Consider the following 14,153-nt stretch of genomic DNA (forward strand, 5'->3'; position numbering starts at 1 on the left):
GATTTCTTGTCAATTTTCTATAGTTCAGAAGCTCCACTTTCAGCGTCAATCTCTTGATTTTTACGATAAATCGCACCCTTCGGGTTATCCGGATCATCAACTAATTTTTGCCCAGTTTCTTTTAAATAATATTCCACAAGTGGATAAATATCCTGAATACTCTCATTAATACCTGCAAATTGATGTTTTTGATCATAAATAGCGCGGTAAGTATCCACCATAAATCGCTTTTGTGTATTAGTTTGATCAGAAAAGTGCAATTCTTTTTCCTCACCTGTGCTTAACTTGTGGAATATTTTTTCTAATTGTTTCTTTTCTTGTTCTGTTTTACCCAAAGAAGTAATATCTTTTCCAAGCTCCGGCGGATTATAATTCATCCCTGGTATTTGCTTATAATAAGTAAATTCTCCAAGCTTATTAAAAGCAAGAAAGTTGCTGGGAAAAGAAGAAAGATAGTCATTCAATTCATCTACTTTCATCAATCCCGCGTTTAACTTCACATAGTCTTCATTGCTAGCTGCATGATTCAAATTCTTTTTCCAATTTTCATTCATCTTATCTTTCACACCTCATAAACAAAAAAAGCATGCCGAATTCGACATGCTAATTTTAACTTATTTGATTTCTATTAGTCTTTAATAGCTTTTAATCCTTCACGTTTTCTTCCCATATTAAACCATGGTGAAACAGTAAAGGCTAAAACGTCATTAACAACATAAATTAAGGAGTTAACAGCCATTGCTAAAGTTGCATCTCCTTGTGCGTATGTTACGCCCCAAAGAATTAATTGGAAAATTCCACTGGCAGTCCACCAGAAGTATTGGTTATTGTAGCGCAAGAAGCACATAATTCCAGCAGTTAATGAAATAGCGAAACTAATTGCATCAATCCAAGGACGTGGATCATTAGTAAATTTACCAATTAAGTAGCCAGAAACTGCGTAAACAACTAAGGTACCAACAATGGCAATAATCCATTCTTTTGCACCGAACTTACGTAAGTGGTTCTTAGTATCATCATTCCAAGATCTAACTGAAATAATAACTGGCAAATCTAAAGTTAAAATATAAGCAATTTGTTCAAAAATTGATAAGTAGTTTTTAGCAGCTAAGCCTGCATAGATAAAACAAGCTGCAGAAATCAAACCAAGCCAACCATTAATTGCCTTAGTAGCATTGATTGCTAGCACACATAAGGTTCCAAGTAGAGTACCAATAAAAGTAATCACTGTTAAAGTAGTAATCTTATTTTGAATCAAAATGGCTAATTGAAAACCAAAAGCAAAGAACCAAAGCATATAGTTTTGAACTGGCCAGCCGTGCAATTGCTTAAATAACCAAACGAAGTAGTTATCCTTTCTTTCCTTATGATCTTCTTGTAATGATGTTGAATTATCCATCCATTAACTCCTCTTTCTCTATTTTAGGTCACACAATATATTGTGCCTTATCCGCTCTTTTCTTCAAAAAGCATCTGTATCTAGTATAGTAGTTAAAAATTTCAAAACAAGAGTTTACATCTTTAGACAAATATGCGGTACATCGTTATCTTAATTTAAAAAAGCGCTTTCTACCTTTAGTAATTAGTCTTTCTAAAAGATTAGAAAATCTTTTTTTATTTTTAAATTTCAATTTTCTACCCAAGTTCATCGATAATTTATTTTAAAGCCAATTTTTTAATAACGTTTTTTAATTACTTGCTTATTTTGCTATCTGTAAAAATTTATAGATACTTATCTTTTACCATTTATAGCTAGCCTTTTATTGAATAAATAAAAATATATAGATTAATTTATTTTTCTAATTTCATTATTTAAAGTTGAGTTATAATTTTTTTAGAAAGTAAAATTGTTATTTTATATATAAAATAATTGTAATCGAGGAAAGAAAAAATGTCGCATAAGAATGATTTATCTTTTATCGCTAAACTTAATGGGAAGCAAAAGTTTAGCTTTAGGAAACTTTCAGTTGGATTAGTTACTGTTGCTTTAGGTACCACTTTCTTCTTAGAAAGTTCTCATACTGTTCGAGCAGCTGAAACAGATGCTTCAAATCAAAATATTGCTAGCCAAGAAAATATTTCCGAATCTACTAAATCAAGTACTTTAAATATTCAAAAAAATAATACTAGCAAAGACAATAAAAATGACGTAAAAGCTTTACCCACTCAAGAACAAACATCTGCGAGTCAGACTAATAAAAATAGCGAAACTAATAATCGAGAGCTTAACGTATTAGCTACCAAATCAGAAACTCAAAATAATAAAGCTACTCAAGCAAATATTCTTGAAGAAAAAGTTCAAGCTACTAATGACACGCAAGCTACAGCCGTAACTATTACAGGAGCTGAGCCTAACAAGTCCATGATGGCTAATGTTACTCAAGGCTCAATAAACGTTCATGTTAATACGGAGAAAAAGAATCCAATTACTATTAATAATGGACAAAAAGTTACAGTTTCAATTAGTGATACTAATAATTTACTACGTTTTGGCAGCACTCCTTCTAAGAGTAACTATTTTGAGATAACCGCAGCTCAAACAAATGCTAATAAAACATTTACTTTCACTTATACAGGTAACGATGACGGAATCTTATCAGGATTTGATTCAACATTTACTTTTACTGCCGATAATGAAGCAACTAAGCAATACTATACTGACCACGGCACCTATCCTGACTTCAATTTACCCGTTACTGTAACCTTACCTAATAATCTAGTATTTACTCAAAATTTACCAATCAAAATTACACCATATAAAGATCCAGTTGTAACTAAAGAAATTCTTCATGGTTTTATCACTGGTCCAAGATTAATTGGTACCCCAGGTCAAGATGGCTATCCAGGTGAAAATGGTTCTTATACAGAAAATGGTGCAACTTATTATGGACCAGAACCAAGTGCAGCAGCAGATGTTCCTGCTGATAAACAAAAATCTGCTCGTCTAATGCAATACGCTCTTGAATGGAATTATGGTTCTGCTAAGGATCCAAGTTTAGATCCACTAATGGATGTTTTGGTTAACATCACCTTTAATAAAGGACAAGAAATTCTTCCATCTACTATCAAGGCGTTTAAGATCCCAGCTGATATGGAAGTTGTTGATTCTGATGGTCAAAGAGTTCCGATCAATGATTACTACAATAAGCTTGCAACGCTTCCTGAAGATACCAACTTTGAAAAACTTTTAAGAGACTCAATTTCTGACGATAAAAAACAAATTAAGATTGACCAAAAGGGTAATTTTACAGTAAATGGTGTAGATTATTCTCACATGGGTCCTTACTTTATCCAATTAGATACTTTATTGAACCCTAACGATATTGCAGATTGGGCTAGTCACCCAAATTCAGGTGTTGGTCCTTCAATTACTACTCCAATTGTTAATGAAAGAGATTGGCAACATTCTGGTTCAGGAGCTACAACTAATTCTTCTACTCAAACTTATACTGACTTTAAGTTTGATCCTACAGTCGATAGAGTTGTTAGAATCCACTTTATTGATGAAAATACTGACACAGAAATCCCAGATACACTAAGCACTACTATCACCAAAACTAACTCTTCTATTGATAATCCAGCTAATAGTATTGTCGAAAATCTTGAAGCACAACATTATCTCTTAGATGAAAAAGCAACTTTAGGAGAAATTAGCGATTACAGTAAGAATTTAAAAAATTACGATATAAGTAAACAAAATTTTAAAACAGACGCTTTAAACAATAGTTACAACAGTTACAAACTTCAAGTTACTGATACCTCACCTCAATATTACGTCTACCTTTATCATGACACTGACACTCAAACTGAAAATGCCACAGTTACAGAACACGTTAACTATATCTATGAAAATGGACCTCATGCAGATGAAACTGTTGTTGATGCCGCAACTTCTCCAATCAGTCAAATCATCACCTATACCAGATCCAGGACGATTGATCTCGTTGATGATCCTTCAGGACAAAATACTGAATGGTCTAATTGGATAGCTGATAAAAACTTGATTGCAGACTTTAACTTACCTGAAAAAGTTAGTGGTCTTGATAATCAAGCAAAAGTTTATTCATTAGACTCAAAGCAAATTGCTGCTACAAAGAATGGACAAGATTTCAATTACTCTGCACTCAAGCTTCCATTCGAATCATCAGAATTAAAGAATAACCAAACAATTAATTTCAATATTACTGTTCCATATACTTTAACTGAAAATGTTCAAGTAACTTACATTGATGATACGACTGGTAAAACTTTAGAAACTAAATCCTTATCAGGCAATCCTAATGCGGACTCTAAGTACTCAACTAAGGATAGTATTGATAAGTACTTAGCTAAGAATTATGTTTTAGTCAGTGATCCAACTAATCAAAAAGATATTTTCTTTGATAATGATGAAGTTCCAGATAATCAAAACTACGAAGTTCATTTCAAACATGGCATAATTAACCTTAACGACAGTAAATCTATTTTCGAAAAAGCTATTCTTTACCCTGAAAATGGTCCTAAGACTGGACAAGAATTTAAGAATATCGACTTAGGTAATATTGATTTCTCTAGAAATGGACAAAAAGACTTAGTTACAGGTGTAACAACTTGGAATAAGTGGAATATTACAAATCAAACTAAAAACTTCGTCTTACCTGAAGCAATCTCTAATGTTTACAAGCTTGATCCTGATCGCATTACTCAAACTGCTCTAGATACAAAGAAATTCGAAATTAATAATAATATTATTTCTCCACTTTCTTTCAGCACAGATAAAGATCAAGAAGTAATTACTTCTTTAAGTGACAATAAGACTTTCATAGTTAGAGTTCCTTATGCATTAACCGAAAATATCAAAGTAACTTACATTGATGATACAACTGGTAAAACTTTAGAAACTAAATCCTTATCAGGCAATCCTAATGCGGACTCTAAGTACTCAACTAAGGATACTATTGATAAGTACTTAGCTAAGAATTATGTTTTAGTCAGTGATTCAACTAATCAAAAAGATATTTTCTTTGATAATGATGAAGTTCCAGATAATCAAAACTATGTTGTTCACCTTAAGCATGCTACTAAAGAGATCACCAATTCTAGGGTTGTCAGAGAAACTATTAGATATATTTATGACAATGGTAAAGAAGCTGCACCAACATATACTACTTCTGTAAACTTCACTCAAACCGGAACAATCGACTTGATGACTAAGGATGAAAAATTAAATGACTGGACTCCAATTACTAATACCTTTGCACCAGTTGTTTCACCAATCATTAATAACTACACTGCTGATCAAAAACAAATTGATGCTCAAGCAGTTCAGCCAAATAGTAGCGATCTTTCATTCCAAGTTATTTACACTGCTGTTCCAGTTGAACCTACTAAGCCTGTTCAGCCTGTAACTCCGGCTGAACCTACTAAACCTGTTCAACCTGTAACTCCGGCTGAACCTACTAAACCTGTTCAACCTGCGACTCCGGCTGAGCCTACTAAGCCGGTGCAACCTGTAACTCCGGCTGAGCCTACTAAACCTGTTCAACCTGTAACTCCGGCTGAACCTACTAAACCTGTTCAACCTGCGACTCCGGCTGAGCCTACTAAGCCGGTGCAACCTGTAACTCCGGCTGAGCCTACTAAACCTGTTCAGTCTGTAACTCCGGCTGAGCCTACTAAACCTGTTCAACCTGTAACTCCGGCTGAACCTACTAAACCTGTTCAACCTGCGACTCCGGCTGAGCCTACTAAACCTGTTCAGTCTGTAACTCCGGCTGAGCCTACTAAACCTGTTCAACCTGCGACTCCGGCTGAGCCTACTAAGCCAGCTCAACCGGTGACTCCTGCTGAACCTACTAAGCCTATTCAACCTATGATTTCGGTTAAACCTACTAAGCCAGTTGAAACAACAATCACACCGCTATTGAAAAAGAAAAACGAGATAAAGACTTCTAAGCCAGCTCTTCCATCAAAAGCTACTACCAATGAAGCTAAGAAAAACACCTTACCTCAAACTGGTGTCAAGTCAAACAATACTAGTCTAATTGGTTTAGCCTTTGGTGCTACATCATTCTTACTTGGCCTAGTTGGCAGTGAACTTAAACGAAAGAAGAAGAATTAATTTCTTTTTACTAAAAACGTTAGATTAAATTCTAACGTTTTTTTCGTTCTAAAAGCATTTTTCTAGTGAGAAGTTAGCTACTTTCGGTATAATTTTTAATTAATAGCTATTTTTCAGAAAGGAAAAAACAATGATTAAAGAATTCAAAGAGTTTATCGCTCGTGGTAACATGATGGACTTAGCTGTTGGGGTTATTATCGGTGCTGCATTTACCGCAATTGTAAATTCATTAGTTAAAGACTTAATTAATCCACTCATCGGATTATTTATTGGTAAAATTGATTTATCAAATTTAAAATTCACTGTTGGTGAAGCTACATTCAAATACGGCAGCTTTTTAAATGCCATCATTAACTTTTTAATCATCGCATTGGTTGTCTTCTGCTTAATTAAATTAGTCAATAAAATGATGCCTAAAAAAGAAACTGAAGAAGACGATCCTACACCAACTAATGAGGAAATATATCTTCGTCAAATTCGTGATTTATTACAAGAAAAAACTAAATAGATTACTGCATCCCTTAAATGTTTGAGGGATGCTTCTTTTCTAAAAAATAAAACTCCTTTTTGCGTAATTAAAATTAGAGATCTTTCTCTAATACACTTAAAGGAGCGTTCTATGAACAAAAATGAGCTTGAAAAGCGCGTTGATGAAGCAGATATCACTGCTGATCCAATTTTTAGCTGGGTTATGGAACAAGGAACTAATTGCCGCGACCTTTTGCGGGCAATTGCACCTGAATTGCATATTCAAACTGCTAATTTTGAAACGCAAAAAAGATTGAAATTTCACCCTGCTATGCATGGCATTATTCCAGATATCTACGCTACAGACGACAAGGGACGAGTCTTTGATATTGAATTACAAATGACTCTGCCAGACTTTTTAGGAAAGCGAATGCGGTATTATTTTTCAATGATGGATCAAAGTCTGTTTATGCAAGGTGAAAATTATCGCAATTTGCCTACTACATACTTAATTTTAATTCTGCCAACTGATCCTCTCGGTCTTGATCAGTATCGGTATGATACGACTTGGAGCACCAAGGGATTCAAGTATGATCCGCTAAATATTGGTCAAAAATTAATTTTACTCAATGCAAGTGGGACAAAAGGAAAAATCACGCCCCGTCTACAAGGATTTTTCGATCTAATGCGTGGTAAAATTAATACAAATGATAGCTTTATTCAAAAGCTACAAAGCGACGTTGAGAAATATAAAACTAATCCAGAAAGAAGGAAAGAACTCATGGATTATCAAATGAAACTTGATGACATGCGATATGTCGGCGAAAAAACCGGTAAAGAAGAAGAACGAATTGATGCCATTAAGAAGATGATTCGACGCTATCGTCAATTCAGCGCTAATGATGAAAAAATCTTAAGTCTCTTAACCCAGGATTATGGGAATGATTTTTCTCAAGAAGAATTGAAGCAATTTATTAAAAATAATTAGGTATTCAAAAAGACACCCATGACTCTATTAAAAATTAAGTCATGAGTGTCTTTTTATTTAAAACAAAGGTTAATTTTTCTTAAATGTAATTGTTTGTACCTTTTCATCAGAACTAATAGAACCTTTTTGAACGGGAGTAATGGATTCAATTAAATCCATATTAGTATAAACAACAATTACAGAATCATCGCGACCACTATCAGTAACTTGTTTTAAGTCCATTGTTCCAAGCAATTGACCAGCAATAACATGATCACCTTTTTGAATTTTCATCTCAAAAGGTGCCCCATTTAATTCCACTGTATCAATTCCTAAGTGTACAAGAATCTCTAATCCTTCTTTAGTCTTAATACCAATAGCGTGTTTAGTAGGAAACAAAGTAGATATGTCGCCTTCTACCGGCGAATGAATTTCTCCACTAGTAGGCTTAATAGCATATCCATCACCTAACATCTTAGTAGAAAATACATCATCTTTTACTTCGGTAATTGGTATCAATTCACCATCAACGGCGGCATCTACTTCTAAGCCTTTATTTTTCTTTTTGAAAAAATTAAACATTTCTCTAACCTCTTAAACCTTTTAATCCAATTAAACTCAGCAAAAGAATACACAAAACATACAATACCGTACTGATGATAATAGTTACCTTAAAATACGCCACTGCTCTATCTGTAGCTTTAAAATTATGCAAAGCACGTAAGCCAAAAAGGCTTAATAGAAAACAAATAATATTACCTACTAACAACTGACAGAAACACTGACAAATCCAGAAAATTCTTAGTTCTTGAGTACTATCGATCAACTTATCTTTCTTTATCCAGCAGTAATATCCTAAAAGAAAATCAGTAATGGCAATAATAACAGAAATAGCTATTGTGGGTTGACTATGAAGCATATCTGCCAAACTTATTTTCATCATTACAACTCTAAATTCAAGCAGTCCTCCAAAAAGTAGTGGAGCAACAAATAGAATAATTGAGTACCACTTTAAAATAGAACGTGTATTCAAACGTAGTCGTTCCATAATCTGATCACAAAAATCAGTTACTTTATTCTTCGTCATAGTCCACATTGTCTAACTCTCCTTTTTGTTCCTCCCACTGATAGTACTTAGCAATTAAAAGGTCAATGAAGGTATATGCTGGACTAAAGGCGTCGTTAATAGACTCTTCTCCCCCCCCAGAAAAATTTTTAAACTTTAAGGTACGAAAGAAGAAACTATAATCTACTAATGAGATTAACTCTGCTGGGCGCAAAGTTGTAAATGATACTGTCGTTATTCTGTTATTCAAAAGTTTTATCTTACTTATTTCGTCGCGGATTTGAATATTATCACCACTATAAGAAATGATAAAAAGCATATCTCCCTCTACGGCCCGCCTACTTACAATTCTTAGTTCTTCAATTGCCGATGGAAGAATTACAGCTCTTTTTCCAATTATGAATAACTCGTGAGCCAAATACTTTGCTATTAATTCTTGAGACCAACCTGTTGAATATAAATAAATTGTATTTGCCTGCTCAATATTAGAAAAAATCTTTTCTAATTTTAACGTATTACAGTAATTCAGCACTTCTTGACTTGCATTTTTTACTTCAGTTGCAACATCAATCGTATTCATTTTCTTTTCATGAGTTAAATCTGATAATTCAAATCGTAATTCACTGTAACCTGATAAACCTATTTTTTTGCAAAGTCTAAAAATCGAAGATTCTGAAACATATAATTTTTTGGCTAATTTTGCTAAGCTCAAATGGCTACATAATGTTGAATTTGAAAATAGAAATCTAACAATTTCTTTCTCAGATTCACTTAATTCTCCGTTTTTTTCCCAGACGCGTCTTTTCAAGTCAGTCATTGTTACATTAATCTCCCCAGCAATGTAAACACTATCATAATTACATTACTAGAATAACATAAGACTAGTCTAAAAAGCGTTTGGAATACTACATATTTTCTTTCATTTTATCAACAATACTGTCTGCGTTTAGGCCAATAACAATATCAATTTCATTGTCTCTACGAGTCACTTCATGTGCTCCTAAATCTTTAAAATGAGCATCATCTGCAACTTTAGATAAATCATAGACTTCCACTCTAATTCTAGTTGAGCATGATATCAATTTCTTAATATTGTCGCGACCACCAAGTAAGTCAATAAATCCAATAGCTTGTGTAACCTCTGGATCTTGTTCTTGACTTACCTTTGTATTATGACCAGCTTTTTCAATTAATGTTTGCATTCTTTCTAAGACTTGTGCAACATCAAGACCAACAATAACTTGAATAGCTTTACCATGGTGAACAACATTAACAGCTTTATTAGCTCTAAATTGGGCATCTGATCCTAACTTATCTGGATCCTTCACAGTTACACGTAATCTAGTAGCGCATGACGATAATTCTTCAATATTACTTGGTCCACCTAATAATTCTAGATAAGCTTGCGCTCTAGCAATATATGGATCAGAAGCATCGACACCAGTTGCTTGTTGAGCAGCCTTTTGTTGAGCCATCTTTTCTTTATATTCTTTCTTATTAATTAATTTAACATCTTCATCATCAGCTTCTCGCCCTGGAGTTACGTAGTTAAATTTTTCAATCATTATCTTAAAAATAAAGTAAGTAAGAAGACCAAATACAATTCCGACAATGAATTGCATTACATAAATGTGCCAGTGATTTGCCCAAAGTGGCAGCCAGTTCATTGACGCAATACCAATTGCACCATCCGACATAAGTCCTCTTAAACCAAAACACCACATAACCGTATTCATAGTAGCAGCCATAACTGAATATACAATCCAAAGTACTGGGGCAGCAAACAAGTAAGTGAAGTCAATAGGTTCAGTAATACCCGCAAAAACAGAAGTTAATGCAGCTGGAATAAGTAATGCTGAGGTTTGTTTCTTTTTATTCTTCTTAGCGGTTGCATAGAAAGCCCAACAAATAAATGGTACTAAGAAGACTTTTTCATTACCATAAAGTTGGAATCCTTCTACAGAAGCAATTTGTGATAAAGGTTTCGTGCTTGCAGCATATTCTGTTAAGTGCTTTAACCAATATGGCTGAAGTCCTCCAGCGACTACAGCTGGACCAAACTGGAATGGAATATATACTAGGTGGTGAAGTCCAGTAGGAATTAATACACGGTTCAAGAATGAATAAATCCAAACTCCGACAAAACCACTGCTTACAATAAAGTGTTGCATACTATTAATACCTAATTGAACTTTAGGCCAAATCAAACAGGTTAAAAATGCAACTGGGATCATCACAAAGAAACCTAAGAAGTAAACATAAGTTGAACCCTGGAAAGTACCTAGCCATTCTGGTAATTTTTTATCAAAATAATGATTATGGAGATAAACAACAATACCAGCAATAATTAATGAGAAGACAATATTAGTATCTAGTGTCTTAATACCAGCAATTTCAGTTAAACCACCGTTAGTCGCATTAGCAGTAATTTGAATCTTATTAAAGTTTGGTACTCCAAAGAAGGAACCCCAATGACTTAACATAGCCCCAACAAAGTAGTTGAAAGTCAAGTAAGTAATAAGAGCTTCCATCGCAGCACGGCCACGTGATTTATTTGCTAGGCCAATCGGCAATCCAACAACAAATAATAGACATTCTTGATTAAATACAGTCCAACCACCAGCAGAAATTGTATCCCAAACTTTATACCAACCAGTCGTAGGATTAGCTAATGATCCAAAAATTGTTGCATTGTTAAATAAGCTTCCTAAAGCTACCACAATACCGGCAAACGAGAAAAGCAAGACGGGCACGAACATGGCCGCTCCAAATCTTTGTAGTTTCTGCATCATAATTCATTCACCTCACAAAAAAAGGACTTATTAAACCACAGTATTAACAAGTCCTCCTTTAATAAATCGTTTATCTATTAAATTTCTATTTTAGTTCCGGCCAGTAAGGCTTGTTTTCTGGAATCATATCATCAAGTATTTTCTTAGCAACAAGTGCATCTGGAACAGTCTTATTAAGTGCAAATGCTTCCCACATCTTTTCGTATGAGTGTTGTTCATATGCATCAACAACTAATTTTTCACAAGTTTGTTGTTCCATCATCAAGCCTCTTTGGAAGATTCCAGCTTTACCAGTTGCCATTGGTTCAACACCATGTGAGGTAAATAAACAAGGAACTTCAACTATTGAATCAGGATCCATATTTGAAATGGCACCATTATTTGGAATATTTGCTAAGAATTTCTCACCGGTGTTATAAGCAATCGCGTGACAGATATCAACAATATATTCTGAGTGAGTTGCGTTGCGGTCCCACATATTATTTTCTGCAGTACCTTCTTTAACAATTCGTTCACACTCACCAAATACAATTTTTTGACGATATTCCCGAATTTCATCAGTACGAGTATGATGTGGATCGGCATTCTTAACCTCATATTGTGGATAGTAATAATATTGCATGTAAGTATTTGGTAAAGTGTTTGGTTCTAGAGCGTAGCAATCCGCTGCTTTCTTAAATGTTGCTTCCCAGCTAGGCTCAGTATCTTTATCAAAATCACCGCCTACCCAGTAACCATTCTTTGAAACATATTTCTTAAGTTCGGGCATTAAATCTTTACCAGTCTTCTTATCCCAAACGCCTTTCCACCAGCCAAAGTGGTTTAAACCATAGTAATTGAAATCTAAGTCATGATAGTCTTTCAAACCACAAATTTGTGCCATCCTAGTCATGATATCAATTGGCATATCACAAATATTAATAACTTTTGAATGTGGGCGAAGACGACGACATGCTTCAGCAACAATGGCAATAGTGTTAGAGTAGTTAATCATCCAAGCATTAGGTGAATATTCTTCCATCCAGTCAATAATTTGAATGATTGCTGGAATAGAACGAAGACCGTATGCCATTCCTCCGGGTCCTGTAGTTTCCTGTCCATTAACTCCATATCTCAATGGAATTTTTTCATCTAAACTACGCATGTGATATTTACCAACCCGAATTGATCCCATAACGAAATCAACATCAGTAAATGCTTCTTTAGGATCAGTAGTATACTCGAACTCGATTTCTGGAGCTCTTTCTTTCATGATAATTGCTACTGCATCCCCAATTTTCTTCTGACGTTCTGCGTCATTATCGTAAAATTTTAATTTTCTTAATGGAAATCTATCTTGATTCTGTAATAAGTTCAGTACAAATCCTGGTGTAAATGTACTACCACCACCAGCAATAACAACTGAAAACTTACGGTTATCTTTAGTCATACAGTTTCTACTCCCTTTTGTGATTCTCTTTTATTAAGATATATCTCGAAAAACTTTTCCTTGTTTTTCCTCTCAGCTAGCTTACACATTATTTATACCCCTTCTCGTCTTTTAAAGAAAGCGATTTCAAACATTAAGAATTCTATTCCATTTATTCAAAAATTCTTGTCAACTTCTGAAATATATTTCATCTATTTATCTCGTCTCTAGTGAGAGATATCAGATTTATAAAAAAATGATCTTATAAATTGGTATTAACCATTGATGCAATATTTCATTATGTAAATCAATGAAATATATAAATCAGATTTAATTATTATTTTTTACCATCCCACAACAAAAAAGCCTACTTCAAAAAAGTAGGCTTTTTAACATCTCAAAGATTTTCAATTAATATTCTGAAGCACCAGAATTTGTATCAGGATTTTCTTCTTTCTTTTCTTCTACATGTTCTTCATGCTTAGAAGCACCAGTTGCAGTATCAACTTCATCTTTCTTGTAAGTTGCACCTGTAGTAGCATCAGGATCATCTACAAGTTTTTGACCAGTAGTCTCACAGAAATATTTTACAAATGGATAAATATCTTGTACCCATTCATAAGTTCCCATGTAGTTTCCCTCTTCATCTTCAATTCTTTTGTAATCATGCAAAATCAACTTATGACGATTACCATTTGGCACTGGCATTTTAACTTCATCATGACCGTCAATCTTATTTCTTAAAGCATAGATAACTTTCTTAGCTTCAGGAATAACATTACGGATATTAGGGTGAACTGCACCCATAGTATCACCAACTTGATCTGGTGTACGACCAGCAAGCATCTTCTTATCTGGATCAGTTGGCTTGTTATACCATAAGAATTGGTTATTATCATCTACATAAGTTAATTCACCAAATGCACGACGAAGCATCCAGTTAATTTGGTTAACTGTAAGAAGTCCAGCATCAAGCTTTACGTAGTCGTCACCTTCAGCAGCATTTACTTTCTTGGCTGCCTTATCCAACCAATCTGGATCATTCTTGTCTACACCTTCAACAGTATAGCGTGATTTTCCAGTTGCATCGAAATCTTCTTTAATATAATCTTCTTCTTTTAAGTCTTTTAGCCACTTAGGTTCTGCCATTTTACTTCACCTCATATAACCGATATCTCTTTAATTTGATTATACTCATTAGAGAAAGGGCTTGCAATGCAAGTATATATTTTGTTATATACAGAATTTTCATAATATATATTTACGGAATATAGGATTTTGCAAAATTAATTGTTGACTAAAAGTAAGTTATAAGATATTATAACTTGTGAAAAGTAAGAAAGGAGCTAATG

Annotated in this window: 11 protein-coding genes; 3 read left to right on the forward strand and 8 right to left on the reverse strand. The window is 34.0% G+C overall.

Features of this window, described 5'->3' with window-relative positions; genetic code table 11:
• Window positions 1-17 precede the first annotated feature (17 nt).
• On the reverse strand, window positions 18-554 hold the full coding sequence (locus QM512_RS07200) for a PAS domain-containing protein (RefSeq protein ID WP_282805048.1): 537 nt from the start codon (window positions 552-554) through the stop codon (window positions 18-20).
• 74 nt (window positions 555-628) lie between these two features.
• Window positions 629-1,399 (reverse strand): nicotinamide riboside transporter PnuC, encoded by a 771-nt coding sequence (gene pnuC, locus QM512_RS07205; protein ID WP_282805049.1) that lies wholly within the window; start codon window positions 1,397-1,399, stop codon window positions 629-631.
• Between the two features lie 492 nt (window positions 1,400-1,891).
• Here pnuC and QM512_RS07210 point away from each other — a divergent pair, with 492 nt between their 5' ends.
• The 3 genes from QM512_RS07210 (at window position 1,892) to QM512_RS07220 (ending at window position 7,556) form a co-directional block, all read left to right on the forward strand.
• A complete protein-coding gene (locus QM512_RS07210; protein ID WP_282805050.1) occupies window positions 1,892-6,100 on the forward strand; it encodes a mucin-binding protein in 4,209 nt (1,402 codons plus the stop codon).
• Between the two features lie 130 nt (window positions 6,101-6,230).
• Window positions 6,231-6,608: a large-conductance mechanosensitive channel protein MscL gene (gene mscL / locus QM512_RS07215; RefSeq protein ID WP_282805051.1), complete on the forward strand. Its 378-nt coding sequence runs from the start codon at window positions 6,231-6,233 to the stop codon at window positions 6,606-6,608.
• Between the two features lie 111 nt (window positions 6,609-6,719).
• A complete protein-coding gene (locus tag QM512_RS07220; RefSeq protein ID WP_282805052.1) occupies window positions 6,720-7,556 on the forward strand; it encodes an Rpn family recombination-promoting nuclease/putative transposase in 837 nt (278 codons plus the stop codon).
• Between the two features lie 69 nt (window positions 7,557-7,625).
• On the opposite strand, the gene QM512_RS07225 is transcribed toward QM512_RS07220, so the two are convergent.
• From QM512_RS07225 to QM512_RS07250, 6 genes are all read right to left on the reverse strand, one after another.
• A complete protein-coding gene (locus QM512_RS07225; RefSeq protein ID WP_282805053.1) occupies window positions 7,626-8,117 on the reverse strand; it encodes a PTS sugar transporter subunit IIA in 492 nt (163 codons plus the stop codon).
• A gap of 4 nt (window positions 8,118-8,121) precedes the next feature.
• Window positions 8,122-8,631 carry a hypothetical protein gene (locus QM512_RS07230; RefSeq protein WP_282805054.1) on the reverse strand — a complete coding sequence of 170 codons (510 nt, stop codon included), beginning with the start codon at window positions 8,629-8,631 and terminating at the stop codon, window positions 8,122-8,124.
• The gene (locus tag QM512_RS07235) at window positions 8,609-9,418 is read right to left on the reverse strand and encodes a MurR/RpiR family transcriptional regulator (protein ID WP_282805055.1); all 810 of its coding nucleotides are present in this window, start codon (window positions 9,416-9,418) and stop codon (window positions 8,609-8,611) included. Before QM512_RS07235 ends, QM512_RS07230 begins: the two co-directional genes overlap by 23 nt.
• Before the next feature lie 88 nt (window positions 9,419-9,506).
• On the reverse strand, window positions 9,507-11,393 hold the full coding sequence (locus QM512_RS07240; RefSeq protein ID WP_282805056.1) for an alpha-glucoside-specific PTS transporter subunit IIBC: 1,887 nt from the start codon (window positions 11,391-11,393) through the stop codon (window positions 9,507-9,509).
• A gap of 85 nt (window positions 11,394-11,478) precedes the next feature.
• Window positions 11,479-12,822, reverse strand: a complete 1,344-nt coding sequence (locus QM512_RS07245) for a family 4 glycosyl hydrolase (RefSeq protein ID WP_049149822.1) — start codon at window positions 12,820-12,822, stop codon at window positions 11,479-11,481.
• Window positions 12,823-13,212: 390 nt separating this feature from the next.
• Window positions 13,213-13,950, reverse strand: a complete 738-nt coding sequence (locus tag QM512_RS07250) for a PAS domain-containing protein (protein WP_282805057.1) — start codon at window positions 13,948-13,950, stop codon at window positions 13,213-13,215.
• Between the last annotated feature and the right edge of the window lie 203 nt (window positions 13,951-14,153).

Source organism: Lactobacillus isalae (assembly GCF_947539375.1).
Classification (GTDB): domain Bacteria; phylum Bacillota; class Bacilli; order Lactobacillales; family Lactobacillaceae; genus Lactobacillus; species Lactobacillus isalae.